Consider the following 23,175-nt stretch of genomic DNA (forward strand, 5'->3'; position numbering starts at 1 on the left):
TCCGGTCAGCGGCCGCTGCGCGGGCAGCGCTCAGCGGGGCCAGCCGGCGGGATCGAGCCGCATCGGCCACGGCTCGTCGACCTGCACCGCCTCGTCTGGGCCGACCGTGCCGAGCAGGTTGTAGTGCACCCCTTTGACCAGGGTGTACCGGTAGACGACCGGACCGAAGTCGCCCCGCTCGACGCGCCAGTACGCGGGAATACCGGACTCCGCGTACAGCGCGGGTTTGGTCAGGCGGTCATGGCGGCGACTGTTGGGTGACTCCACCTCGACGACCAGAGCGACGTCTGACGGGTCGGCCCACATCCGGTCCCGGGGGGCACCCGGCCGGAGCACCGTGACGTCCGGGATGAGGTTGCCCGCCGGCACCCGCACCCCGATCTCCCGGATCACCCGCCAGCCGGCGGGCGCGCTCTGCCGCAGTGCCACCCGGATGTCGTCGGCGAGTTCGTGATGGTACGGCCCGGCCGGAGGGGTCACGTGCAGACTCCCGTCGATGATCTCGTAGCGGTTACCGTCCTCGGGCAGGTCGAACAGGTCCTGTTCGCGCCAGTCCCGCCCGGGTGGCCGCCACTCGTACGTCGGCTGTGCCATCACGTCCACCTCCTCGACACACGATAACGGCCCGGGGTCGGCGTGGGCTGCCACCCGCGCCGGCCCCGGGCCGTGCCGCCTCAATCAGCCGCTGCGGGCATCCCGGGCGCGGGCCTTCAGCGCGCGGACCACCCCGTCGCGCCCCTCGGCCACCAGCCGGCGCAGCGACGCCGGGTGGCCGTCGCCGGCGAGCCAGGAATCGGTGACCGTCACCGTCTCCTCCTCGACCAGGTACGCCGGGTACGCCAGCTGCACGAACTCCTGCGCCGGCTCGCTGTCGCGCTGCGCCCACACCTGCGCCACAGCGGCGAAGTACCGCTCCCGGTACGGCGCGGTCAGCGCCACCTGCGCCGGGTGGGTCAGGCCCTGCAACAACGCCCGGTTGCGCCAGTTGGGCAGTGCCTCCGGGCCGGTCAGCAGGGACCACACCGTCGCCTTGTTCTCCTCGGTCGGCACCAGCGCGTGCGCGTACGCGGCCTCCCGCTCACCGGAGGCCGTCCGGTCGCCGGCCAGCTCCGCCTCGATCTCGGCGGGGCCGGCCGCCCCGTTGGCCACCAGCACCTGCAGGACCGTCCAACGCAGCTCGGTGTCGATGGTCAGGCCGGTCGGCACACCGGTGCCGGCCAGCCAACCGCGCAGCGTCGCCAGGTCCTCGTCGGCGCGGGCCGCCGAGGCGTACGCGCGGGCCCAGGCGAGCTGGAAGCCGCTGCCCGGCTCGGCCGCCGCCAACGTCGTCTTCGCGGTACGCGACAACCCGGCCCAACCGGTCGGCGCCCATGCCGGGTCGGCGTAGAAGACCAGCGCGGTGCTGGCCTGCCGCAGGGTGGCGGTGACCAGGTTGATGTCGGTCTCGGCGGGCAGCCCGGCCAGCACCAGCGCCAGGTAGTCGCGGGCGGACAGCTCGGCGTCGCGGAGCATGTCCCAGGCCGCCGTCCAGCACAGCGCCCGGGCCAGCGACGACTCGAAGCCGGCGATGTGCTGCACCACGGTGGCCATGGACCGCTCGTCGAGCCGCAGCTTGGTGTAGGTCAGGTCGTCGTCGTTGAGCAGTAGCACGTCGGCGGCGGGCCGGCCGTGCAGCGCCGACAACTCGGTCGCCTCGCCGGTGACGTCCACCTCGACCCGTTCCCGGCGGACCAGCCGGCCGTCGGTCAGGTCGTACAGGCCGACCCCGATCCGGTGGGTGCGCAGCGTCGGGTGCCCGGCCGGTGCCTCCTGCCGGATCAGCACCCGCTCGTACCCGCCGTCGGCACCGATGGTCACCTCGGGGCGCAGGGTGTTGACCTGGGCGGTCTCCAACCACTGGGCGGCGAACTTGCGCAGTTCCCGGCCGGAGGCCGTCTCCAGCTCCGACAGCAGGTCGTCGAAGGTGGCGTTGCCCCAGGCGTGCTTACCGAAGTACGCCCGCAGCCCGGCCAGGAACGGCTCCTCGCCGACGTACGCCACGAGCTGCTTGAGCACGCTGGCGCCCTTGGCGTACGTGATGCCGTCGAAGTTGACCTCGACCGCCTCCAGGTCCGGCATCTCGCAGTAGACCGGGTGGGTGGAGGAGAGCTGGTCCTGCCGGTAACCCCAGTTCTTGCGGATCGACAGGAACGTCGTCCAGGCCTCGGAGAACCGGGTCGCGTGGGTGTTGCACCAGTGGCTGGCCCACTCGGCGAACGACTCGTTGAGCCACAGGTCGTTCCACCAGCGCATGGTGACCAGGTCACCGAACCACATGTGGGCCAGCTCGTGCAGGATCGTGTTGGCCCGCTGCTCGTACTCGAAGTCGGTGACCTGCGAGCGGAACAGGTAGTGCGACTCGGCGTGGGTGACGCAGCCGAAGTTCTCCATCGCGCCGGCGTTGAAGTCGGGCACCCAGAGCTGGTCGTACTTGGGCAGCGGGTAGCGCACCCCGAACTGCGCGTGGAAGAAGTCGAAACCCTGCTTCGTGACCAGGAACAGGTCGTCGGCGTCCAGGTGGGGCGCCATCGACGCCCGGCAGAAGACCCCCAGGTCGATGCCGTCGTGGCTGTCCCGCACCTCGTGGTACGGGCCGGCGCAGAGCGCGGTGACGTAGGTGCTCATCCGCACCGAGGTGGTGAAGTGGACGGTCTTGAGCCCTTCGCCGGCCGGCTCCTCCCGCTCGGCGGGCATGTTGGACACCACCCGCCAGTGCGCCGGGACGGTGGCGTGCCAGGTGTAGACGCTCTTCAGGTCGGGTTGGTCGAAGCAGGCGAAGACCTTCTGCGCGTCGGCCGTCTCGAACTGGCTGTAGAGGTAGGTCTCGCCGTCGACCGGGTCGACCGTCCGGTGCAGGCCCTGCCCGCTCGTGGAGTAGCCGAAGTCGGCGTCCACCACGAGCACGTTCTCGGCGGCCAGACCGGTCAGCGCCAGGCCCTTCTCGGCCGACCAGCCGGCCAGGTCCACCGGCTCGCCGTTGAGCGTGGCCGCGCGTACCGACTCGGCTGCGGTCTCGATGAAGGTGCCGGCACCGGGTTCGGCGCAACGGAACCTGACCTCGGTCACCGACCGGAACGTGCGGCCCTCGGCCTGCACCGCGGTCGACAGGTCGAGGTCGATGTCGTACCCGGTGACCTCCAGCAGGCGGGCCCGCTCGGTGGCCTCGACCTGGGTCAGGTTGCGCACTCCTGGCACTTTCGTCTCCATCCCACTCTCGCCGCCTTCCGGCTGCGCCAGCCCCTGCCGGCCGCTCGTGGCGGCGACCCGAGCCGAGTCTTCCATGCACCGACCCTGCGGTGGTCGACGTCACGCTCTCATTCCGCTACCGATCGACGCCCTCCGGGGTGAGGATCGAGGTCAGCCGCGCCGGGTCCGCCGGCGTGCCTGACGTCACGAAGGGACTCCACCGTGACCGAACGTGTCGCCGTCGACATGTGGTTCGACCCGCTGTGCCCGTGGGCCTGGATCACCTCCCGTTGGCTGCTGGAGGTCGAACAGGTCCGAGAGGTGGACATCAGCTACCACGTGATGAGCCTCTCCGTGCTCAACGAGGGTCGGGAACTGCCCGAGCAGTACCAGGAGATGATGAAGCTGGGCTGGGGGCCGGTGCGGGTCTGCATCGCCGTCGAGCAGGCGCACGGCGGCGCGACGCTGGCGAAGCTCTACACCGCGATGGGCACCCGGATCCACCTCGGCAAGGAACCGCTCGGCCGGGACATGATCACCGCCGCGCTCGCCGACGTCGGGTTGGACCCGTCGTTCGCCGACGCCGCCGACTCCACCGAGTACGACGAGGCGCTGCGGGCCAGCCACGAGGCGGGGATGCGGCCGGTCGGCACCGACGTCGGCACCCCCGTGGTGCACGCCCCCGGCCCGGACGGCGGCAAGATCGCCTTCTTCGGTCCGGTCGTCACCCCGGCCCCGAAGGGGGAGGCCGCCGGCCGGCTCTGGGACGGCGTCCTGCTGGTCGCCGGCACCCCCGGCTTCTACGAGCTCAAGCGTTCCCGCGAGCTGGGCCCGATCTTCGACTGATCCCGACCCTGGTGGGGCCCGGCCCGGTCGGGCCCCACCAGGGGACGGTTCATCTGGTGGACCTGGTGCGGGGTCGGCGTGATGCGGACCGCCCGCGTCGGTAGCGTCAACCCCCATGACGGTCGTACATCCGATCGCCCGGGCCTGGATCACCACTGGCGGCACCGGCGCGCAGAACTACGACGAGTTCGCCGACGACGCGGAGATCACCGCGATCATCGAGTCGAACCCGCACAGTGCCCTCGGCATCGAGATGCCCCACCGGGCGCCGGAGAGCCTGGGGAAGTCCTTCCTCGACTCGCTCGGCGACGCGGCGGCCCGGCTCACCGAGGCGAAGGCCGACGGCAGCTACACCCCGGCCGAGCAGGTGGTCGTCCTCTACCGGATCAGCGCCCCGGGCGAGGATTCGGCGTACGGGCTGTTCGCGATGGTCGACACCGACCAGATCTCCACAAGCGCCGACGAGCCCGGCCTGGTGATCCGCAACGAGGACGTCTTCATCGCCAAGGTGCGGGAGCGGGTCGCCCTGGCCGAGGCGCTTGGTCACCTGCTCTCGCCCGTACTGCTGCTGCAGACCGGGCGGGGCGACGAGCTGCACGCCGCGCTCGCGGCGGCGACCGACGCGGCCGGCGTCCCGGCCGCCACCGACACCGACCAGGCCGGCCGGACGCACGCCATCTGGCTGCTCGGCCCCGGCCCCGAGCAGGACGCGCTGACCGCGCTGGCCGGCGGCGGCGAGCTGGTGGTCGCCGACGGCAACCACCGCAGCCTGGCCGCACAGACCGGCGGCTTCCCGCGCTTCCTCTCGGTGATCACCACCCCGGCCTCGGTCGCCATCCAGCCCTACAACCGGCTGGTCAGCGAGCTGACCAGCACCCCCGACGAACTGCTCGACCGGCTCCGCGCCGCCGGCGCGCAGATCGACCCGATCGACGGCCCGGTCGAGGTCCCGGCGACCGGCGGCACCGTGCACCTCCGCCTCGCCGGCCAGGGGTACGCGGTGACCCTGCCGCACGACACGGCCGCCGCCCGGCTGGAGAACCTCGACCACGCCCTGGTCGAGCGGCTGCTGCTGCGTGACGCGCTCGGCCTCGACCCCGGCGACAAGCGGATCACCTACGTCGGTGGCGACTACCCGGCGAGCTGGCTCACCGGCGAGGTCGACGCCGGCCGGGCCGAGCTGGCCGTCCTGATCGCCCCGGTGACCGTGGACGACTTCGTCGCGGTGAACCTGGCCCGGGAGAGGATGCCCCGCAAGAGCACCTGGTTCACCCCGAAGGCGCGCGGCGGCCTGGTCGTCGCCGAGCTGCCGCACTGACCATGTGACGGATCCGCCCCGGCACGCGGCCCCCACGGCGGGCCGGGGCGCGGCCCTGACAGACTGCCCGGTATGCGCGTCTACCTGGGATCCGATCACGCCGGTTTCGAGTTGAAGGTGCACCTGGCCAATCACCTGGCCAAGCAGGGATACGAGCTGGTCGACGTCGGCCCGCACGCCTTCGACCCCGACGACGACTACCCGACCTTCTGCCTGCACACCGGCGACCGGGTGGTGGCCGACCCGGGCAGCCTGGGCGTGGTCATCGGCGGCTCCGGCAACGGCGAGCAGATCGCCGCCAACAAGGTCGTCGGCGTCCGGGCGGCACTGGCCTGGAGCGTCGAGACCGCCCAGCTCGGCCGGCAGCACAACGACGCCAACGTGGTGGCCGTGGGCGCCCGGCAGCACACCCTGGACGAGGCCGCCGCCATCGTCGAGGCGTTCCTCACCACCCCGTTCTCCGGCAACGAGCGGCACGGTCGGCGGATCGCCCAGGTGGCCGAGTACGAGCGCACCCGCGAACTGCCCGAACTGCCCTGACCCAGTCCCGCCCCGCTCGTCGCCCGCCGCTCACCGACCGGGTCGGCCCCAACCGGCCCGGTCTCTGCTCGGCGCCCGGTCCCTGGGCTGCCCGTTTCCTGGACGGTCGCCGTCGGCGCCCGACACCGTGCCGGGTGGTCGGTCGCCGTCCGCGCCCGACACCGTGCCGCCGCTCGGTCGCCGTCGGCGCTCGGCACCGTGCCGGGGGGTCGGTCACCGGGCCGAGCGGGGGAGGTCCTCCCGGGGCGTCCAGTTCCGTCGGATGATCACCAGTCGTTCCTCGGCCTCGGTGAGGTCCTGTTCGGTGGGCCGGGCGGCGTCCCGGGCCCGTAGCGAGGCGCTCACCCCGACCTGCGACGAGCCGGAACCGACCAGCCCCCGCAGGCCCCGCTCACCGTCCTCGCCCCCCGGGCCACCCCGCCGGACCCGAGGTGCCGCGATCCCGTCGTGCACCTCGGCCGTGGTCGCCGCCGGAGGCGCGTCCGTGCCGGTCGCCGGCTCGGGTGAGTGCCGTAACCGGCGTCGTCGCCGCTCCACATCCGCCATCTGCCGACCGTACCGCCTGCGGCTCCGGGCGGGCCCGTGTCGGTCGGGCGGGCCGGGCGGGCCGTACCGCCCGGCGGCTCCGGGCGGGCCGTGTCGATTGGGCGGGACGGGCGACCCCAGGTGGCCCGGGCGGGCCGACCGTACCGCCCGGCGGCCCCGGGCCGGGCGGGGCAGTTTGTCCGCTCGCTACCCTCGAAGGTGGTGGACCGGTCGACGGCCGGCACCGGTCATGGGGAGGACACAAGATGGCAGACCAGACACAGCCGTGGGCCGAGCGGACCGTCGAGGTACCCCAGCCCGGTGTCGGGGTGCCGCCGCAGCGGGACCCGTTCCGCCGGGGCGTCGCCTCGGTGGGGCAGCCCCGGGCTCCGCGCACCGAGCCGTTCCCGGTGGTCGATCACGACGTACCCGACTGGGCCGAGCCGCCGGCGCCGCGCCGGCCGATGAGCTGGCACGTGGAGCAACTGCGTCGGGGCGGTGAGTGGAGTGCGGCCGGCGCGCTCTTCGCCTTCGTCTGTTGGGGGATCTGGGCCATCTCCGGTCGGGGTGACCTGGGTGCCCCGCTGCTCACCTTCCTGCTCAGCCTGCTGGTGGCGGCCGGCCTCTTCGCGCTCTCCCGGCTGCTCGGCCGGGTGATCCTGGAGCGCCAACTGGGCCGGGTACGCCGCAGTGCGCGCGGCGCCCACCTGGTGACCGGGATCTTCCTGGCCGGGGTCGGCATCGCCTACCTCCAGCAGACCCAGTGGGTGATGGACGCCTGGAACTTCCTCACCGGCAACTGACCACCCACCCCACCCCACCCACCCACCCGCGCTGGCACGCCGCCCCCCGCCCCGCTCACCCCGCCCCCCGCCCCGCTCACCCTGCCCACCGGCCCGCTGGCCCGGCGGGCACTACTTCCAGGATCCGGTGGCCTTACTCGACACCAAGACCACTACATCCTGGACAACACCGTTGCGTTAGGTGGAACGGCTGTTCGTCAACCAGCGCTGCCTCGCCGATCATGGAGTTGTGGTGGGTAACAGAACGCCCGAAAAACCCCCAAAGCCGGCACCACCAATCCATGATCGCCAAGCGGGCCCACCCCGCTCCCCGATCGGGCACTTCCTGTCCCGGGTTGACCAGCCGCCCACGGCGTTAACGCAACGGTGTTGACATCCTGGAACCAGCAGGATCTTGATGAGGCGTGACTGCCTGCGGGCCGGACTCGGCGAGGCCCGATCGGACCTAGCGAGGCTCGGCCGGACCCGGCGAGGCCCGGCCGGGTCGGGTGAGGGGCGGCCGGGTCGGGTGAAGGCTGGCGGGACCGGGGTGAAGGCCGGCCGGGTTGGGCGAGGAGGGGCCGGGCCGGGTAAGGGCGGGGCCGGGCCGGGTGAGGGCGGGTGGCACGGTACGGCGGGCGGGCCGGGGGTGACCCGGTCCGCCCGCGTCCGGTCGCGGGAGTGCCCACGACGCCGGTCGACTCCACCAGGCCGGGCGCTGTCTTACCCCGCCGGGCCCTCTTCATCCCCTCCGGCCGGGTGACCCGCACCGGACTTCTCCAGCACGGTGGACTTCCCCGCAGGGTGGACTTCCCCGCAGGTCATGGCCTGTCCCCGCAGGTCTTGGCTGTCTCTACCTGTGGGCTGCTTCAGCGCGGTGGAGCATGGTCGTATGACCCATCAAGTATCTTGATGCATGTCGATTTATCGTTCTAGGCTCCCGCCATCGAACCGGCGCCCCCACCAGGCGCGCCGCCGAGGGTTGGAGGCCCTGTGAACCGTTGGCGCAGTCTCATCGGCCGGATGGCCGCCTCGATGGTGGCGATCACCGCCGGGTCGCTCGTCCTGACCGCCCCGGCCACCGCCGCGCCCATCGCCGACCCCGCCCCGTCGGTCGTCGGCGGCACCCGGGCCGCGCAGGGCGAATTCCCGTTCATGGTCCGGCTCTCCATGGGCTGCGGCGGAGCGCTCTACAGCCCCCGGCTGGTGCTCACCGCCGCGCACTGTGTGAACCGCACCGGCACGAACACCAGCATCACCGCCACCCTCGGCGCGGTCGACCTCCAGTCGAGCAGCCGGATCCAGGTCAAGTCCAACTACGTCTACCAGGCCCCCGGCTACAACGGCAGCGGCAAGGACTGGGCGCTCATCCGACTCGCCACCCCGGTGACCAGCCAGGCCACCCTGCCCATCGCCACCAGCACCGCGTACGACAGCGGCACCTTCACCGTCGCCGGTTGGGGCGCGGCGCGCGAGGGTGGGGCTCAGCAGCGTTACCTGCTCAAGGCCACCGTGCCCTTCGTCAGCGACGCCAGTTGCTCCGCCTCCTACCCCGGCGACCTGATCGCCGCCGAGGAGATCTGCGCCGGCTACGCCAGCGGTGGCACCGACACCTGCCAGGGCGACTCCGGTGGCCCGATGTTCCGCCGCGACGCCGCGAACGCCTGGATCCAGGTGGGCATCGTCAGCTGGGGCGACGGCTGCGCCCGGCCCAACGCCCCGGGCGTCTACACCCAGGTGAGCACGTTCGCCTCGTCGATCGCGTCGGCCGCCGCCAGCCTCGGCGGCTGACCCGCCGGCACCGCCCGAGCTGCAGCACCCGCACCCGCCCGCTCCGCACCCGGACCCGCCCGCTCCGTAGCGCCCAGTAGGCGTGTCCGGATCCGCCCGGCCGTACCCGGACCACCGCGCCACCGACAGCTTCCGCGGCCGTCGGTGGCGCGGTGGTGTACGGCGATCCGGCCCGGACGTCGGCCGCGGTGACGGTGAGCCGACCCGGGAGCCCACCGAGCGGTCGCACCGGCCGGCACCGTTGACCCGCACCCGGCCGAGCGGTCGCACCGGCACCAACACGGCGCGGGGAGCCGGGCGCAGCCTGCTCAGCCGTCCCCGGCGAACCGGTACAGCACGAAGTCCCGCTCCGCACCGCAGACGATCACCGAGGTGTTCCACGAACACGACCCGCTCCGTACGCCCTGGAGCTGCCCCATCTCGGTCAGCTCACCGGCCGTCGACACCCCGGCGAGGCTGCGATCGTCCTCGACGCTGTTCGGCGGCTCGGCGAAGACCAGCAGGTTGCCGGCGTCGACTCGGGCCGCCGTACCCTTCCGGTCGGTCAGCACCGCCTTCCCGGCCGGGTCGAAGAGGCTGACGGTGGTCTTCGGGGACTCCCGCCGGACGAGCAGGTGCTCACCCACCGGCACCAGATCCGCTCCGTCCGGTGCCGGCCAGCGCCGGCTGCCCTTACCCTCGGTGGCCGCGACCACCTCGGTCCGGTCGGCGTCACCGTCGGGCACCTCGAGCAGGCAGGCCCGGTGCTTGCCGCAGGCCACCAGCCCGGTGACCCGCCGTTGGTCGCCCGCGCTGTAGAGCACCGTCGGTTCGGCGAAGCTGCCCAGGTCGTACCCGAGCAGTTTGTATCCCTGGTCCTCCTCCACGACGTAGAGCCGGTCGGCGTACGCGGCCATCCGGTCACCCACGTCGGCGACCCCGTCGCGGTGGCGCAGCACCTTCCCGCTGTTCATGTCGAGCACCCGGACGGATCGGTCGGCACCCACCTGCACCAGCCGGTCGGCGTCGCCGAGCCAGGGGGCGCGCGGAGCGCCGTCGAACTGGGCGGGGCCGACCACGCCCTGCTCGGTGCCGACCGGCAGCACCGTGCTGCGGGTGTCGTCGTACTCGCTGCGGGGGTTGGCCTGCGTCCACTCCTGACGGCCGTCGCGCAGCCGCAGCCCGACCAGGCGGCTGCCGGCGCGGTCCACCCACACCAGGGTCTCCCGCGTGACGTGCACCGCGTCGTCCCCGTGCACCGGCAGCCGCCACCGTTCCTTCCCGGACCCGGCGTCGAGCACCACCACGTCCCGGGGGGTGCTGTCGCCGACCGCGTCCGCGACGGCCAGCACCGCCCCCGGCACCGCCCGGACCCCGGTCCACTGCTGGGCACCCGCCGAGATCGTGCTCCGCCACGCCGGCTTCCCGGTGCCGGCCTCGACCGCCACCACCGTCAGCCGGTCGTCGGGGAGCTGATAGGCGAGATAGGCCCGATCGCCGAGTACGGCGGTGAACATCGCCGTCGGCCGGTCGCCGTCGGCGGTGGGCCGGGCCACCTCGGTCAGGGTGTGGAACTCCAGCGCCGGGTAACGGTCCCGGGTGAACCAGAGCGCCGCCGCACCGAGCACACCGACCAGCGCCAGGCCCGCGCCGAGCCCGATCCACCACCTCCGACGTCCGCGCCGCGCCGACGCCACCGGCGGGCCACCGGCTTCCGGTGACGTCGGCAACCCCGCCCCGGGTACGCCCGACCAGCCCGTCCCCGGCGGGTAACCGCCCGGCCCGGCGTCGACCGGGTACGGCCCGGCAGCCGGTTGCCCGCCGACTCCCGGCGGACCCGGTAGCGGGCCCGCGTCGGCAGGTGCACCGGCACCGGCATACGCGACCGCCCGGGGACCACCCTGACCCGGTACGCCGGCGGGCGTGGGACCGACCGGCGTGGCCACCAGCGTGCCGCCGACCTCCGCTGCCGGGAGCCGGTCGCCCGGCCCGGCAGGGTTCCCGTCCGGCCGGGCCGAGATACCGTCCGGCCGGGCCGAGATACCGGGCGAGCCGGCGGGGGCGGTCTGCGGGTTCCCGAGCGGCTGGGCGGGGTTCCCTGGCGGTCCGGCGGGTGCGGTGGGCGGGGTGACCGGCGGTCCGGCGGGTGACGGGTGACCCGGGGTGGCCGGGGCGAGGGCCGCCGCGCCGGCCGGTGCGGGACGGTTGCTCCGCGGCAGCGGCAGGTCGGTGAGGGCGCCCTCGGCCACCGGCAGTTCGGGCTGTTCCAGCACGGTCGGCGCGATGCCCAGCTCGGCGTGGAGCAGCCGGGCGACCAACGGGATCCGGGACGAGCCGCCGACCAGGAAGAGCCCGGCGAGCCGGTCCGGGGTGAGTCCCGCCTCGACGACCACCTCCCGGGTCCGGGTGACGGCCCGGCTCAGCAGGGGAGTGGCCGACCGCTCCAGGTCCTCGCGGGTGAGCGACACGGTGGTCTCCAGGCCCGGTACCGCGACCGGTGCGACTGTCACCCGGGACAGCATCTCCTTCGCCCCGCGTACGGCGTCCCAGAGCTGTTGCCGCTCCCGCCACTGCCCGGTCGTCTCCGGGCGGGCCAGCCGACCCCAGCGCGCAGGGTGCTCCCCGCCGATCAGTTCACCGAGCCGGCCGAGCAGGGCCGCGTCGAGGTCCAGCCCACCGAGGTCGGCCATCCCGCCGGTGGCGATCACCGTGAAGCCCGAGTCGCCCCACGGATCGGCGCCCTCGTTGCGGACGACCGCCACGTCCAACGTGCCGCCGCCGAAGTCGAACACCGCGACCGACTCACCCACCGGCACCGGCCGGCGCAGCACCTCGGTGTAGTAGCGGGCGGCCGCGACCGGTTCCCGCAGCAGCCGGGTGCCGATCGGCACCGGGCCGGACATGGTGTGCTCGGCGGCCGACGGCCAACCGGCCAGGGCCAACGCGTCGTGCAGCACCTGCCGCCGGGGGGCCTGCCAGGCGGTGGGATAGGTGACCACCGCCGGGGGCAGGAAACCCACTGTCGCCACCGCCTGCTCGGCGACCGCCCACAGGGTCGCGGCGAGCAGCTCCGCCGGGGCGTACGACCGGTCGCCGAGGGGCACCGCCGGCTCGTCCACCCGACGCTTCGGGTTCGGCTCGTACCGGGTCGGGTCCGCCTGGGCCAGGCGTTGGGCGTCCCGGCCGACGTGCAGCCGGCCGTCGGTGTCGGCGTACACCCCGGAGGGGAGGATGGGTTGGCCGTCGACGAGCAGCGGCCGGGTCCGCCCGTCCGGCCAGCGCAGCACGGCCACGGTGTTGGAGGTGCCCAGGTCGACCCCGAGGGCGTATCCGTCCTGCTGGCCTGCCATCCGTCGCTACCTCCGCCGGGACGAGGGGATGCCCGGTCCCGCATGGTACGTCTCCCGTGCCGCCCCCGACGCCGGCCGGTCCGGCCCCCGTGTCCGCCGGCCGGTCCGGCCCTGCCGTCGGTCAGTTCGGTCGTGCCGCCGGGCGTCGCTGTGGCCCGGTCAGCCCCGGCGGCCCGGTTCGCGGGGCGGGATCTCGTCGGCGTAGGAGCCGGGCGGCCCCGAGTAGCGCACCCCGTCGCGGTACGGCGAGGCGTTGGCGGTGCAGCCGTGCAGGCCCAGCGTCTGCTGCTGCATCACCGGCGCGGGGCGGCCCCGCCCCGGGCACCGCTCGTGGCCGTGGCCGAGCCGGTGCCCGACCTCGTGGTTGACCACGTACCGGCGGTAGGTCTCCAGGTTGGCGCCGTAGCCCGGCACCCCCTTCACCCAGCGGGCCACGTTGACCACCACCCGGTCGCCGTTGCGGCACGAGGTGTAGCCGTCCGCCGCGTCCCCGCACAGCTCGTCCCGAGTGCCCGGGGTGGCCAGGTGGACGGTGAAGTCGGCGGGCCGATCGGGTCCGACCCGCCGCAGCCGCAGCGTCCGGCCGGTGGTCCACCCCTGTGGGGCGGTCAACGTCGCGCTGACCTCGGCCGCGAACTCCGTCACCGGCAGCCCCCGGATGTCACGCTCCACGGCGACCCGGTACCGCAGCAGCCGGCCGGTCCCGCCCGGTGCCGCCGGCTCGCCGGGTGCGACCTGCCAGTGGTTGTTCCCGTCCGCCGGATAGCTGATCGCGGCCGGTCCGGAGGCGAGCGGCGTCGGCCCGGCCGACCGTCCGGCCCCGCCGGACGTGGCCGACGGGGTGGCCGGACCCGCCGCCCCCCGGCCGGTGCCACCCACCCGGTCGGTGGTGGCCGGGTCGGTGGTACCCCGGTCGGCGGTGGCCCGGTCGGCGGTGGCCCGGTCGGCGGTGGCCCGGTCGGCGGTGGCCCGGTCGGCGGTGGCCCGGTCGGCGGTGGCCGGTGCCCCGCAGCCGGGCAACCACCCCGCCACCAGCAGCGCCAACGCCGATCGACCGATCAGCCCACGGCCCACGCGGGCGGTACCCTTCGTCGCCATGCTGCTCCCTCCGCACACCGCCGGTCGGCGATGGGCAGCGGGAAGGACGGGCGGCCCGACGGAACAGTTGATCCGGTCCGGACTCAACCTTTCGGCCGCCCGGCCCGTCGTGTCCGTCGTGGGATGCGGGAAGAGTGGGCATGGCCCGGGGTGACGCCGAGTTCGTGGAGTTCGCCCGGTCGGCCTCCGGGCGGTTGACGCACGCCGCCTTCCTGATGACCGGCGACCACCACCAGGCCGAGGACGCCGCGCAGACCGCGCTGGTCCGCACGTACGCGTCCTGGTCCCGGATCCGCGACGAGGACGCCTACGGGTACGCCCGGACCGTCCTGGTCAACCACCTGGTCGACGGGTGGCGGCGGCCGATCCGGGAGTACCCCACCGACGAGCTGCCCGAGCAGCGGCGCGGTGACGTCGCCGACGACGTGGCCACCCGCCGCTGGCTGCTCGACATCCTCGGCGCGCTCAGCCCCCGCGAGCGGGCCATCGTCGTGCTCCGCTACTACTTCGACCTTCCGGAGGCACAGGTGGCCCGTGAACTGGGCGTATCGCTCGGCACGGTGAAGAGCACCAGTTCCCGGGCGTTGCAGAAGCTGCGCGCCAGCGGAACCCCGGAAATCCACGGGAGCCGCCGATGAACGAGTTGGATCAGTTCCGCGAGGCGATGCGGGCGACCGAACGGCCGTACCACGACGACCTCGACCTGACCGTGATCATGCGGGACGGCCGGCGGCTGCGCCGACGTCGCCGGCTCGCCAGTGCCGGCGCGGCGGTGCTGGTCGGCGGGTTGCTGGCAGGCGGCATCGGGATCGGCGTGCGGTGGAGCGGGCCGCCGACGCCGGACCGGCCACCCGTGCCCGCCGCCACCGTCCCCGCCCCCACCGGGCGGCCGACGGACACGCTGCCGCCCACCCCTGCCCCGACCCGGTGGCAACCCCCCCGGCAGCCCCTCGGCGACGTGGTGGACAGCGGCATCCGGTACGGCAGCGAGCAGCGGGTGTTCTACGTCGTCGCCGTCGACCTGCCGAAGGTGCCCCGGGTACAGATCGGGCTGATGGCCGGCCGGCGCACCTCAGGCGGCGAGCTGACCGACGACATCCTGGTCAACGACGTGCAGGGCAGCGACCGGGGTCCGGGCTTCCACCAGATCGGCTACGACGACTCGACCCCCTCGCAGGACCGTCCGCCGGTGCCCACCTTCGGGTACTTCGTCGGCCCGGCGCACCGGATCGTCGGCACGGTGGACGGTCGACAGGTCGACGCCCGGCTGGCCCGCTGGAACACGGACCCGACCGTGGTGATCTTCTGGTTCAGCCCGGCCGACCTCGCCCCCGGCGTACGCCTCGACGGCATCGTCGCCCGCGACGCAGCCGGACGGCTGCTGTGAGGCCTGGTCGGCGAGGCAAACCACTGGCCTCAGGAGGGAACCCGGGCCATCATGCCCCACATGGCCGATGACGAGGAGTTGCCTCTCGCCGACGTTCTGGCGCTCCAGAAGCTGGCCTACCTGCGTCAGCGTTCACTGCGTAATCCGCGCTACCGGAATGCCGACCACGTCCGGCCCCACGTGAAGCCGGGTTATCTCCGCTGGAGCCGACCCTCGATCTTTGATCCGCATCCGGAGTCCGTGCAGCGCAGTCTGGCCGCCTTCGAGCGACTACTGGCCAAGCGCCACGACCCAGAGGCCGCCCACGCCTGGCAGCAAGTCCTCACTGCGGTGGACCGCTTGCTGGCCGAAGGCAGGTACCGGGCGGGGCACGGCATCCGGCCGAGACGATTCTGATCGGGCACTACCGTCGGACCGGTCCCACACACCGGTGGCTGGGCAACGGGTGTGGGTTCTGGTAGACGTGAGCGATGGGCCGAACCTATGTGCTGTTGTCGAGCCCGTTTCTCGGTCCGGTGGTGTGGGATCCGGTGGCCTCCGTGCTCCGGGCGGGCGGGCATGACGTCGTCGCGCCTTCGCTCCCACGGGACCCGCTGTCCACCCCCGGAGAGGTGCTGAGCGCACTGGAGGAATCCGTACCCGGGCGGGGCGAGTTGGTCCTGGTGCCGCACAGCAACGCCGGCCTGTACGTGCCCGCGCTCGTCGCGTCGCGTCCGGTGCGGGCAACCGTGTTCCTTGATGCCGTGCTGCCGCCACGGAGCGGTCGCCTACCGGTCGCACCGGCCGGGTTGGCCGCGATGCTCCGGGATCGGGTCGGTGCCGACGGCCTGCTGCCGTTGTGGAGCGAGTGGTGGTCGGAGGAGGATGTCGCCGCCCTGTATCCGGACCCGCAGACCCGGCAGCGGGTCGAGGCCGATCAGCGCCGGGTGCCCTGGGCCTATCTCACCGCCGAGGTGGAGGTCCCGGCCGGCTGGGCAACGAACCGGGCCGGGTACGTGGCCTTCGGGACCGCGTACGCCGACGAGCTTCGGGAGGCCGAGAACCGGGGATGGCCGGTTCGGATCCTGGACGGCCGCCATCTGCACATGTTGTGGGATCCGGCCGCTGTCGCTTCGACGTTGCTGGAGATCGCCGACCAGCTATCGCCACGGGAGTGAACGGCCACCGGACGGCCCGCAGGATCGCAGCACGGGAGGGGCGGCCGGCCCGAGATCAGCAGCACCCCTCTGAACTGGGCCGGAAGGTGTGGAGCGGGCGACGGGAATCGAACCCGCACCGTCAGTTTGGAAGACTGAAGCTCTGCCATTGAGCTACGCCCGCGCGCCCTGGCGCCCCAGGACACCCGCCACCCTACCCCCACCCCCCAGCATCCCCCCCAACCCCCACCCCCACCCGGGTGGGGGTCACCGGGGCAGGGGTGGGGATGCCCCGGGGGACCGGGGTGGGTGGGACGGCATACACTTCTTTGGCCACGGGGTGTGGCGCAGCTTGGTAGCGCACTCGCTTTGGGAGCGAGGGGCCGTGGGTTCAAATCCCGCCACCCCGACTGCGTGCGCATCCGGGCGACGCCCGAGGTGACGCCGATTCCGTCAGGTACGCCGGGCGCTGCCGGAGCAGCGTCCCGGCTCGCCTACACTCGATGCGCGCATTCATGCCCAGATCCAACCCGCCCAGACCCAAACTGAGATCCGTCAAGGAGTACGCCTGTGAAGAGCACCGTCGAGACTCTGAGCCCGACGCGCGTGCGGCTCGCCATCGAGGTGCCGTTCGTCGAGCTCGAGCCGAGCCTCAAGAAGGCGTACCGGGAGATCGGCCAGCAGGTCCAGGTCCCCGGCTTCCGTCGGGGCAAGATCCCGGCTGCCGTGATCGACCAGCGGGTGGGCCGGGGCACCGTGCTCAACGAGGCGGTGCAGGAGGCCATCCCGCAGAACATCCTCGCCGCGGTCCGCGAGCACGACCTCAAGACGCTCGGTCGTCCGGAGGTCGAGATCACCGAGTTCAACGATGGTGACTCGCTCAACTTCACCGCCGAGGTCGACGTCCGGCCGGAGCTGACCCTGCCGGACCCGGCCACCGTCGAGGTGACCGTCGACGAGCTCCAGATCGACGACACCGAGGTCGACGAGCAGGTCAAGAACCTGCGCGAGCGGTTCGCCACGCTGAAGACCGTCGAGCGGGCCGCCGCCGAGGGTGACTACGTGCAGATCGACCTGAACGCGACCGTCGACGGCGAGGACGTGCCGGGCGGTTCGGCGAGCAACATCTCGCACGAGGTCGGCAGCAAGCAGCTCCTGCCGGGTCTGGACGAGGCCCTGGTCGGTCTGGCCGCCGGTGACGACACCACCTTCACCACCCAGCTGGTGGGCGGCGACTTCGCCGGCCGCGACGCCGAGGTGGCGGTGACCGTCCGCACGGTCAAGGAGAAGGAGCTGCCCGAGCTGGACGACGACTTCGCCCAGATGGCCAGCGAGTTCGACACCATCGACGAGCTCCGCGCCGACCTGCGGGAGAAGGTCAGCCGGGGCAAGCGGGTCGAGCAGATCTACGCCGCCCGGGACAAGGCCCTGGAGCAGATGGTCGCCGCCGCCGAGGTACCGGCGCCGGAGGGCATCGTCCGCGAGGAGGTCGAGAGCCGCAAGCAGGCGATGGTCGACCAGCTGGAGCGGATCGGCGCCTCGATGGAGGAGTACCTCGCCGCCGAGGAGAAGACCGAGGAGCAGATCGACGCCGAGCTGGCCGAGGCGGCGACCGAGGGTGTCAAGATCCAGCTGCTGCTGGACAGCCTGGCCGACGCCGAGGACACCCAGGTCTCCGACGACGAGTTCGGGCACGAGATCGTCCACCGGGCGCAGCGCGCCGGGATGGCCCCCCAGCAGTACTACGACCAGCTGGTCCGCTCCGGCGCAGCCGGTGCCGTCTTCGGTGACGTGCGGCGCGGCAAGGCGCTCGCCTCCGTGATGGAGAAGATCAAGATCAAGGACTCGGCCGGCAACGAGGTCACCCTCGACGCGCTGCGGGCCGAGAGCGAGCAGGCGCACGACCACGAGCACTGACCGACCCGGTAGGCCGCCGTCCGCCCGTTGCGGCAGACGGCGGCCGAACCCCTTTCCGGGTACGTCCCGAGCAGCTGCGCTGAGAGCGAACAGTGCCGCGAGCGGGAGTCGATCACCCGGTCGAGCGGTTAATGTCGGGTACGACGGTACGGAGAGCGAAGGGCTGCCATGACCGACATGCACATCCCAGCGAAGCCGCTCCGGGCGATCGAAGCCCGAGGTGGGGACACCATTGGCAACCTCGACGACTCGGTCTACAACCGGTTGCTCAAGGAACGCATCATCTTCCTCGGCAGCGAGGTGAACGACCAGGTCGCCAACCGCATCTGCGCGCAGCTGCTGCTGCTCGCCGCGGAGGACCCGGACCGCGACATCTTCCTCTGGATCAACTCGCCGGGTGGCTCGGTCTACTCCGGCATGGCGATCTACGACACCATGCAGTACATCGACAACGACGTGTCGACCGTGGCGATGGGCATGGCCGCCTCGATGGGCCAGCTGCTCCTCTGCGCGGGCACCAAGGGCAAGCGGTACGCCCTGCCGCACGCGCGGATCATGATGCACCAGCCGTCCGGTGGCCTCGGTGGCACCGCGTCGGACATCGCGATCCAGGCGGAGCAGATGCTCTACACCAAGCGGATGTTCCAGGAGCGGGTCGCCCACCACACCGGCCAGAGCCAGGCGCAGATCGAGGCCGACTCGGACCGGGACCGTTGGTTCACCGCCCAGGAGGCCATGGACTACGGCTTCATCGACAAGGTGATCATCGGAGCCACGCAGGTTCCGGATGGCGCCGGGACCCTGAGCTGAGGAGCTGACGATGACCGATCTGAGCCTGCCGCCCCAGTTCGCGGCCGTGCACAACCGTTACGTCCTGCCGTCGTTCGTCGAGCGCACCTCGTACGGGGTCAAGGAGTCCAACCCGTACAACAAGCTCTTCGAGGACCGGATCATCTTCCTCGGCGTCCAGGTCGACGACGCGTCGGCCAACGACGTGATGGCGCAGCTGCTGACTCTCGAGGGCACCGACCCGGACCGCGACATCATCATGTACATCAACTCGCCGGGTGGTTCGTTCACCGCCATGACGGCGATCTACGACACCATGCAGTACGTCCGGCCGGACATCTCCACGGTCTGCCTGGGTCAGGCGGCCAGCGCGGCGGCGGTGCTGCTGTCGGCGGGTACGCCGGGCAAGCGGATGGCGCTGCCCAACTCGCGGATCATCATCCACCAGCCGGCCACCGAGGGCGGTTACGGGCAGGGCTCGGACATCGAGATCCAGGCCCGGGAGATCCTGCGGATGCGCACCCAGCTGGAGGACATGCTCTCCCGGCACTGCAACCGGCCGATCGAACAGGTCCGTAAGGACATCGACCGTGACAAGATCATGACGGCCGAGGAGTCCAAGGAGTACGGGCTGGTCGACACCATCCTGACCAGCCGCAAGAAGGGCCTGCTGGCCGCCAACGCGGCCCGCTGAGCACCATCGGGTCGGAGGTCGGTCGGCGGCACATTCCCGGCCGACCTCTGACACACCCGTTTTGGGGGTCGGAGAAACCTCCGCCAGCGGGTAACGTCGGTCCGTACGGCGTGGCCGGGTCGGACCGGCGGAACGGTTTTTCACCACGGACGGGCGCCCCGCGCCCGCGGTTCAGGGCCGGGCTCCGGTCGACGAGTGCAGGGAGAACGTAGGTGGCACGGATCGGTGACGGCGGCGACCTACTGAAGTGCTCGTTCTGCGGCAAGTCGCAGAAGCAGGTCAAGAAGCTCATCGCGGGCCCAGGTGTCTACATCTGCGACGAGTGCATCGACCTCTGCAACGAGATCATCGAGGAGGAGCTGGCCGAGTCCGGCGAGGTGAAGTGGGAAGAGCTTCCCAAGCCGATGGAGATCTGCCAGTTCCTCGACAACTATGTCATCGGCCAGGACCAGGCCAAGAAGGCGCTCGCGGTCGCCGTCTACAACCACTACAAGCGGATCCAGGCCGAGGCGGCCAACGCACCGGGCTCCGGCAGTGACGCGGTCGAGCTGGCCAAGTCCAACATCCTGCTGCTCGGCCCGACCGGGTGTGGCAAGACGCACCTCGCGCAGACCCTGGCCCGGATGCTGAACGTGCCCTTCGCGATCGCGGACGCCACCGCCCTGACCGAGGCGGGTTACGTCGGCGAGGACGTGGAGAACATCCTCCTCAAGCTGATCCAGGCCGCCGACTACGACATCAAGCGCGCCGAGACCGGCATCATCTACATCGACGAGGTCGACAAGATCGCCCGCAAGTCGGAGAATCCGTCGATCACCCGGGACGTCTCCGGTGAGGGTGTGCAGCAGGCCCTGCTCAAGATGCTGGAGGGCACGGTGTCGAACGTGCCGCCGCAGGGCGGCCGCAAGCACCCGCACCAGGAGTTCATCCAGATCGACACCACCAATGTGCTGTTCATCTGCGGTGGCGCCTTCGCCGGCCTCGACCAGATCATCGAGTCCCGCACCGGCTCCGGGGGCACCGGCTTCGGTGCCCGGCTCCGGTCGGTCTCCGAGCGCTCCACCGACGACATCTTCAGCCAGGTGATGCCAGAGGACATGCTCAAGTTCGGGCTGATCCCCGAGTTCATCGGCCGGCTGCCGGTGATCACCAACGTGCGCAGCCTGGATCGCTCCGCCCTGGTGCGCATCCTCACCGAGCCGCGCAACGCCCTGGTCCGGCAATACCAGCGCCTCTTCGAGCTGGACGGTGTCGAGCTGGAGTTCGAGCCGCCGGCCCTGGAGGCGATCGCCGACCAGGCAATGCTCCGGGGCACCGGTGCCCGTGGCCTGCGCGCGATCATGGAAGAGGTCCTCCTCTCCGTGATGTACGAGGTGCCGAGCAACCCGGACGCCGCCCGGGTGCTGATCACCCGCGAAGCGGTCCTGGAGAACGTCAACCCGACCATCGTGCCGCGTGAGTTCACCGGCCGCCGGGCCCGCCGCGACCGCGAGGAGAAGTCGGCCTGACCGGTTTCCCCCGAACACCCCAGAAGCACGGCCGCCGCACGGGGCCGTGCTTCTGCGCGTACCCGCCGCACCGGAAGCCGCGACCTCGATTGCTCGGTGTCGCCACTGCACACGGTCACTCGGTGTCGCCACTGCACAGGGCCACTCGGTTCGCCACTGCACACTGCCACCTGACGCGACCGCGCCCGGCCCCGGAACGGCACCGCGAGCGGGCACAGTTGGCCGCTGCCGGACGGAGGCTGCCGAGTCGGCACCTGGGGGTCACCCACGGCCACGCGGCGTGGTGTGGGGGCACCGTCATCTCGCCGGGTCGACCGGGCCGGACTGCTGCCGCTCACCGTCGCGGGAACCGATGCGTCGGGTGCTGTCCCGGGCCGACGTCCACCCGTACCCTGATCATCATGCGCGTCGCCGTCTGCCAGCTCAACGCCCGCGACGACAGGTCGGCCAACCTGGCCGCCGCCGAGGCCCTGCTGGCCAGGGCCGCGGCGGCCGGTGCCGACCTGGCGATCCTGCCCGAGTACGTCGACTATCTCGGTCGGGCCGACGGAATGCCGCCAGCCGAGGGCGTCGACGGCACGGTGGGGACGTTCTTCGCCGAGGCGGCCCGCCGGCTGGGGATCTGGGTGGTGGCCGGCTCCTTCCACGAGGTCGGGCCGGACCCGACGCACACCTGGAACACGTCGATGGTCTTCGACCGTGCCGGCAGGCTCGCCGCCAGCTACCGGAAGATCCACCTGTACGACGTGGAGATCCCGGGCCGGGTGTCCTACCTGGAGTCCGCCACGGTGTCGCCGGGCCGGGAACCGGTGGTGGTCGACGTGGAAGGCCTGCGGGTCGGTCTCTCCATCTGTTACGACCTGCGCTTTCCGGAGCTGTACCGCCGGCTCGCCACCGACGGGGGCGCGCACCTGCTGGTCGTGCCGGCGGCGTTCATGATGCACACCGGGCGGGACCACTGGGAGGTCCTGCTGCGGGCCCGCGCGATCGAGAACCAGTGTTTCGTGGCCGCCGCCGGTCAGACCGGCGACCATGATCCGGGCCGGACGTGCTTCGGGCGCAGCATGGTGATCGACCCGTGGGGCACGGTGCTCGGTCAGGTACCCGACGGGCCGGGGTTGACCGTGGTCGACCTGGACCTGGGCCGGTTACGGACGATCCGTGCCGAGCTGCCCAGCTTGGCGAACCGCCGTCTCTGACCGGTTGCGCCGGCCCCGTCCGCGGGGAAACCGTCCGCGGGGAAACCCGTCCGGCTCCGGGCGGGTGGCAGCCGGTCGGCTCCGGGTCGATCGGGGTCGGGGCCGGTGAAACCGGTCGGGGCGGATGGGTCGGGCCGGCGGTACTTCGGGTGCCGCGGTCAGCTCAGCAGTATCCCCACGACGGCCAGGCCGATGATCACCGCTGCGGTCACCAGCAGGGCGGTTCCCATCCTGGATGGTCCGCGCCGGGCCAGCCGACCTACCGACAGCACGACCACGACGAGCACTACCGCTGCGATCACCAGTTGCCAGAAGGGCAGCAGGAGTCCCAGCAGCGCGTCGTCGGCGAGGGTGACCGTGGGGGACCGGGGCGCCTCATCCATGGCAGCCACTCTGGCACGGATCGGCCACCACGTCGTCGTTTCCGATGGGCAGGCCGCAGGGAGGACGCACACCGTGTGGTGAGGAAGCGCAACGCGGTCAGGACGTGCAGGCCGCCGTTGAGCGACGCGTAGACCCTGGTGAGGACGCGAGGGCCGCAGTGAGGCGCGCTGGGCGCAGTGAGGCGCGCAGGCCGCAGTGCCCCGGGACGGCTGCCCGGCTGGACGGCAGTGGAGGAAGTACCGGTCGCCGGTATCCCCGCGATGGCCCCGACCGGGTCGGTCCGCTCCAGACACCAGCGCATACAGCGACATCTGTTGATTTGCCTTCCGTGGGGCGCACGCGTAACTTTCTCTCTGCACGCGGCAGGCCGGACGAACCGGCCGAGAGCGGGCACCAGGACCGTGGCGGAGACGCCGAGCGGTGCTGGGGATCGGGCGGTGCGAAACTCCCCAGAAGTTGGGGTTGCGAACGCGAAGTCGGCCGGGTAGAGTGCATAAGCCGGCAGGGAGCCGGGCGAGCGCCGCGAAAGCGGAGCTGACCGGTCTGCCGAATCCCACGACAGTAGCGACCACCATTCACGGTGTGCGTAGACGTGGAAATGACTTAGCCGAGCTGGAGAGATCGCGAAAGCGAATTTGACAGCGGAAGTAAGTCAAAGTAAGTTAGAGAAGTTGCCCCGGACGGGAATTGCAGCTGCGATAACCAGA

Annotated in this window: 20 protein-coding genes and 2 tRNA genes; 15 read left to right on the top strand and 7 right to left on the bottom strand. The window is 72.1% G+C overall.

Features of this window, described 5'->3' with window-relative positions; translation table 11 throughout:
* Positions 1-30: 30 nt before the first annotated feature.
* Together OHQ87_RS31205 and pepN are read right to left on the bottom strand one after the other, a co-directional pair.
* Positions 31-594 (bottom strand): Uma2 family endonuclease, encoded by a 564-nt coding sequence (locus OHQ87_RS31205; protein WP_328343717.1) that lies wholly within the window; start codon positions 592-594, stop codon positions 31-33.
* Positions 595-678: 84 nt separating this feature from the next.
* A complete protein-coding gene (gene pepN / locus OHQ87_RS31210; protein WP_328349114.1) occupies positions 679-3,225 on the bottom strand; it encodes an aminopeptidase N in 2,547 nt (848 codons plus the stop codon).
* A 222-nt stretch (positions 3,226-3,447) separates the two neighbouring features.
* Here pepN and OHQ87_RS31215 point away from each other — a divergent pair, with 222 nt between their 5' ends.
* The 3 genes from OHQ87_RS31215 (at position 3,448) to OHQ87_RS31225 (ending at position 5,929) form a co-directional block, all read left to right on the top strand.
* On the top strand, positions 3,448-4,071 hold the full coding sequence (locus OHQ87_RS31215; protein ID WP_328343718.1) for a mycothiol-dependent nitroreductase Rv2466c family protein: 624 nt from the start codon (positions 3,448-3,450) through the stop codon (positions 4,069-4,071).
* A 115-nt stretch (positions 4,072-4,186) separates the two neighbouring features.
* Complete coding sequence (locus OHQ87_RS31220) at positions 4,187-5,389, top strand: DUF1015 family protein (RefSeq protein WP_328343720.1); 1,203 nt, start codon at positions 4,187-4,189, stop codon at positions 5,387-5,389.
* Positions 5,390-5,461: 72 nt separating this feature from the next.
* Positions 5,462-5,929: a ribose-5-phosphate isomerase gene (locus OHQ87_RS31225; RefSeq protein ID WP_328343722.1), complete on the top strand. Its 468-nt coding sequence runs from the start codon at positions 5,462-5,464 to the stop codon at positions 5,927-5,929.
* Positions 5,930-6,142: 213 nt separating this feature from the next.
* Here OHQ87_RS31225 and OHQ87_RS31230 read toward each other — a convergent pair whose 3' ends face one another.
* Positions 6,143-6,475 carry a hypothetical protein gene (locus OHQ87_RS31230; protein WP_328343724.1) on the bottom strand — a complete coding sequence of 111 codons (333 nt, stop codon included), beginning with the start codon at positions 6,473-6,475 and terminating at the stop codon, positions 6,143-6,145.
* A 245-nt stretch (positions 6,476-6,720) separates the two neighbouring features.
* On the opposite strand from OHQ87_RS31230, the gene OHQ87_RS31235 reads away from it, so the two are divergent.
* Together OHQ87_RS31235 and OHQ87_RS31240 are read left to right on the top strand one after the other, a co-directional pair.
* Positions 6,721-7,257, top strand: coding sequence for a hypothetical protein (locus OHQ87_RS31235; RefSeq protein WP_328343726.1), 537 nt, complete (start codon positions 6,721-6,723; stop codon positions 7,255-7,257).
* Between the two features lie 972 nt (positions 7,258-8,229).
* Positions 8,230-9,027 carry a S1 family peptidase gene (locus OHQ87_RS31240; RefSeq protein WP_328343728.1) on the top strand — a complete coding sequence of 266 codons (798 nt, stop codon included), beginning with the start codon at positions 8,230-8,232 and terminating at the stop codon, positions 9,025-9,027.
* A 308-nt stretch (positions 9,028-9,335) separates the two neighbouring features.
* On the opposite strand, the gene OHQ87_RS31245 is transcribed toward OHQ87_RS31240, so the two are convergent.
* Together OHQ87_RS31245 and OHQ87_RS31250 are read right to left on the bottom strand one after the other, a co-directional pair.
* Positions 9,336-12,356 carry an Hsp70 family protein gene (locus tag OHQ87_RS31245; protein WP_328343730.1) on the bottom strand — a complete coding sequence of 1,007 codons (3,021 nt, stop codon included), beginning with the start codon at positions 12,354-12,356 and terminating at the stop codon, positions 9,336-9,338.
* Positions 12,357-12,515: 159 nt separating this feature from the next.
* Positions 12,516-13,454 carry a DUF3152 domain-containing protein gene (locus OHQ87_RS31250; protein WP_328343732.1) on the bottom strand — a complete coding sequence of 313 codons (939 nt, stop codon included), beginning with the start codon at positions 13,452-13,454 and terminating at the stop codon, positions 12,516-12,518.
* Positions 13,455-13,594: 140 nt separating this feature from the next.
* Between OHQ87_RS31250 and OHQ87_RS31255 the strand changes: the two genes are divergently transcribed.
* From OHQ87_RS31255 to OHQ87_RS31270, 4 genes are all read left to right on the top strand, one after another.
* Positions 13,595-14,092 carry a SigE family RNA polymerase sigma factor gene (locus OHQ87_RS31255; protein ID WP_328343734.1) on the top strand — a complete coding sequence of 166 codons (498 nt, stop codon included), beginning with the start codon at positions 13,595-13,597 and terminating at the stop codon, positions 14,090-14,092.
* Entirely contained in the window at positions 14,089-14,841 is a 753-nt protein-coding gene (locus tag OHQ87_RS31260; RefSeq protein WP_328343736.1) for a hypothetical protein, read from the top strand. The genes OHQ87_RS31255 and OHQ87_RS31260 overlap by 4 nt, the downstream gene beginning before the upstream one ends.
* Before the next feature lie 60 nt (positions 14,842-14,901).
* On the top strand, positions 14,902-15,237 hold the full coding sequence (locus tag OHQ87_RS31265) for a hypothetical protein (RefSeq protein WP_328343738.1): 336 nt from the start codon (positions 14,902-14,904) through the stop codon (positions 15,235-15,237).
* A gap of 74 nt (positions 15,238-15,311) precedes the next feature.
* Positions 15,312-15,998, top strand: coding sequence for a hypothetical protein (locus tag OHQ87_RS31270; protein ID WP_328343740.1), 687 nt, complete (start codon positions 15,312-15,314; stop codon positions 15,996-15,998).
* Positions 15,999-16,087: 89 nt separating this feature from the next.
* Here OHQ87_RS31270 and OHQ87_RS31275 read toward each other — a convergent pair.
* A tRNA-Gly gene (locus tag OHQ87_RS31275) sits at positions 16,088-16,161 on the bottom strand.
* Positions 16,162-16,313: 152 nt separating this feature from the next.
* On the opposite strand from OHQ87_RS31275, the gene OHQ87_RS31280 reads away from it, so the two are divergent.
* The 6 genes from OHQ87_RS31280 to OHQ87_RS31305 all read left to right on the top strand — a co-directional run bounded on the left by OHQ87_RS31280 (position 16,314) and on the right by OHQ87_RS31305 (position 22,084).
* Positions 16,314-16,387 (top strand) — tRNA-Pro (locus OHQ87_RS31280).
* Between the two features lie 160 nt (positions 16,388-16,547).
* Positions 16,548-17,894 (top strand): trigger factor, encoded by a 1,347-nt coding sequence (tig, locus tag OHQ87_RS31285; RefSeq protein WP_328343742.1) that lies wholly within the window; start codon positions 16,548-16,550, stop codon positions 17,892-17,894.
* A gap of 168 nt (positions 17,895-18,062) precedes the next feature.
* Positions 18,063-18,704 carry an ATP-dependent Clp protease proteolytic subunit gene (locus tag OHQ87_RS31290; protein ID WP_067310650.1) on the top strand — a complete coding sequence of 214 codons (642 nt, stop codon included), beginning with the start codon at positions 18,063-18,065 and terminating at the stop codon, positions 18,702-18,704.
* A gap of 10 nt (positions 18,705-18,714) precedes the next feature.
* Entirely contained in the window at positions 18,715-19,377 is a 663-nt protein-coding gene (locus tag OHQ87_RS31295) for an ATP-dependent Clp protease proteolytic subunit (protein WP_030333536.1), read from the top strand.
* Positions 19,378-19,589: 212 nt separating this feature from the next.
* Positions 19,590-20,885 carry an ATP-dependent Clp protease ATP-binding subunit ClpX gene (clpX, locus tag OHQ87_RS31300; RefSeq protein ID WP_328343745.1) on the top strand — a complete coding sequence of 432 codons (1,296 nt, stop codon included), beginning with the start codon at positions 19,590-19,592 and terminating at the stop codon, positions 20,883-20,885.
* Between the two features lie 401 nt (positions 20,886-21,286).
* Positions 21,287-22,084: a carbon-nitrogen hydrolase family protein gene (locus tag OHQ87_RS31305; protein ID WP_328343746.1), complete on the top strand. Its 798-nt coding sequence runs from the start codon at positions 21,287-21,289 to the stop codon at positions 22,082-22,084.
* Positions 22,085-22,242: 158 nt separating this feature from the next.
* Here the strand turns inward: OHQ87_RS31305 and OHQ87_RS31310 are convergent, their stop codons facing one another.
* Positions 22,243-22,467, bottom strand: coding sequence for a hypothetical protein (locus OHQ87_RS31310; RefSeq protein WP_328343747.1), 225 nt, complete (start codon positions 22,465-22,467; stop codon positions 22,243-22,245).
* Positions 22,468-23,175 lie beyond the last annotated feature (708 nt).

The sequence above is a fragment of the Micromonospora sp. NBC_00421 genome (genome assembly GCF_036017915.1).
Lineage (GTDB): Bacteria > Actinomycetota > Actinomycetes > Mycobacteriales > Micromonosporaceae > Micromonospora.

Coding starts and splice junctions, on each gene's coding strand:
- OHQ87_RS31230 (WP_328343724.1), bottom strand. CDS start 6,475: ATGGCGGATGTGGAGCGGCGACGACGCCGGTTACGGCACTCACCCGAG.
- OHQ87_RS31270 (WP_328343740.1), top strand. CDS start 15,312: ATGGGCCGAACCTATGTGCTGTTGTCGAGCCCGTTTCTCGGTCCGGTG.
- OHQ87_RS31205 (WP_328343717.1), bottom strand. CDS start 594: ATGGCACAGCCGACGTACGAGTGGCGGCCACCCGGGCGGGACTGGCGC.
- OHQ87_RS31245 (WP_328343730.1), bottom strand. CDS start 12,356: ATGGCAGGCCAGCAGGACGGATACGCCCTCGGGGTCGACCTGGGCACC.
- OHQ87_RS31295 (WP_030333536.1), top strand. CDS start 18,715: ATGACCGATCTGAGCCTGCCGCCCCAGTTCGCGGCCGTGCACAACCGT.
- OHQ87_RS31265 (WP_328343738.1), top strand. CDS start 14,902: ATGGCCGATGACGAGGAGTTGCCTCTCGCCGACGTTCTGGCGCTCCAG.
- OHQ87_RS31260 (WP_328343736.1), top strand. CDS start 14,089: ATGAACGAGTTGGATCAGTTCCGCGAGGCGATGCGGGCGACCGAACGG.
- OHQ87_RS31290 (WP_067310650.1), top strand. CDS start 18,063: ATGACCGACATGCACATCCCAGCGAAGCCGCTCCGGGCGATCGAAGCC.
- OHQ87_RS31310 (WP_328343747.1), bottom strand. CDS start 22,467: ATGGATGAGGCGCCCCGGTCCCCCACGGTCACCCTCGCCGACGACGCG.
- OHQ87_RS31220 (WP_328343720.1), top strand. CDS start 4,187: ATGACGGTCGTACATCCGATCGCCCGGGCCTGGATCACCACTGGCGGC.
- OHQ87_RS31225 (WP_328343722.1), top strand. CDS start 5,462: ATGCGCGTCTACCTGGGATCCGATCACGCCGGTTTCGAGTTGAAGGTG.
- OHQ87_RS31305 (WP_328343746.1), top strand. CDS start 21,287: ATGCGCGTCGCCGTCTGCCAGCTCAACGCCCGCGACGACAGGTCGGCC.
- OHQ87_RS31255 (WP_328343734.1), top strand. CDS start 13,595: ATGGCCCGGGGTGACGCCGAGTTCGTGGAGTTCGCCCGGTCGGCCTCC.
- OHQ87_RS31235 (WP_328343726.1), top strand. CDS start 6,721: ATGGCAGACCAGACACAGCCGTGGGCCGAGCGGACCGTCGAGGTACCC.
- OHQ87_RS31250 (WP_328343732.1), bottom strand. CDS start 13,454: ATGGCGACGAAGGGTACCGCCCGCGTGGGCCGTGGGCTGATCGGTCGA.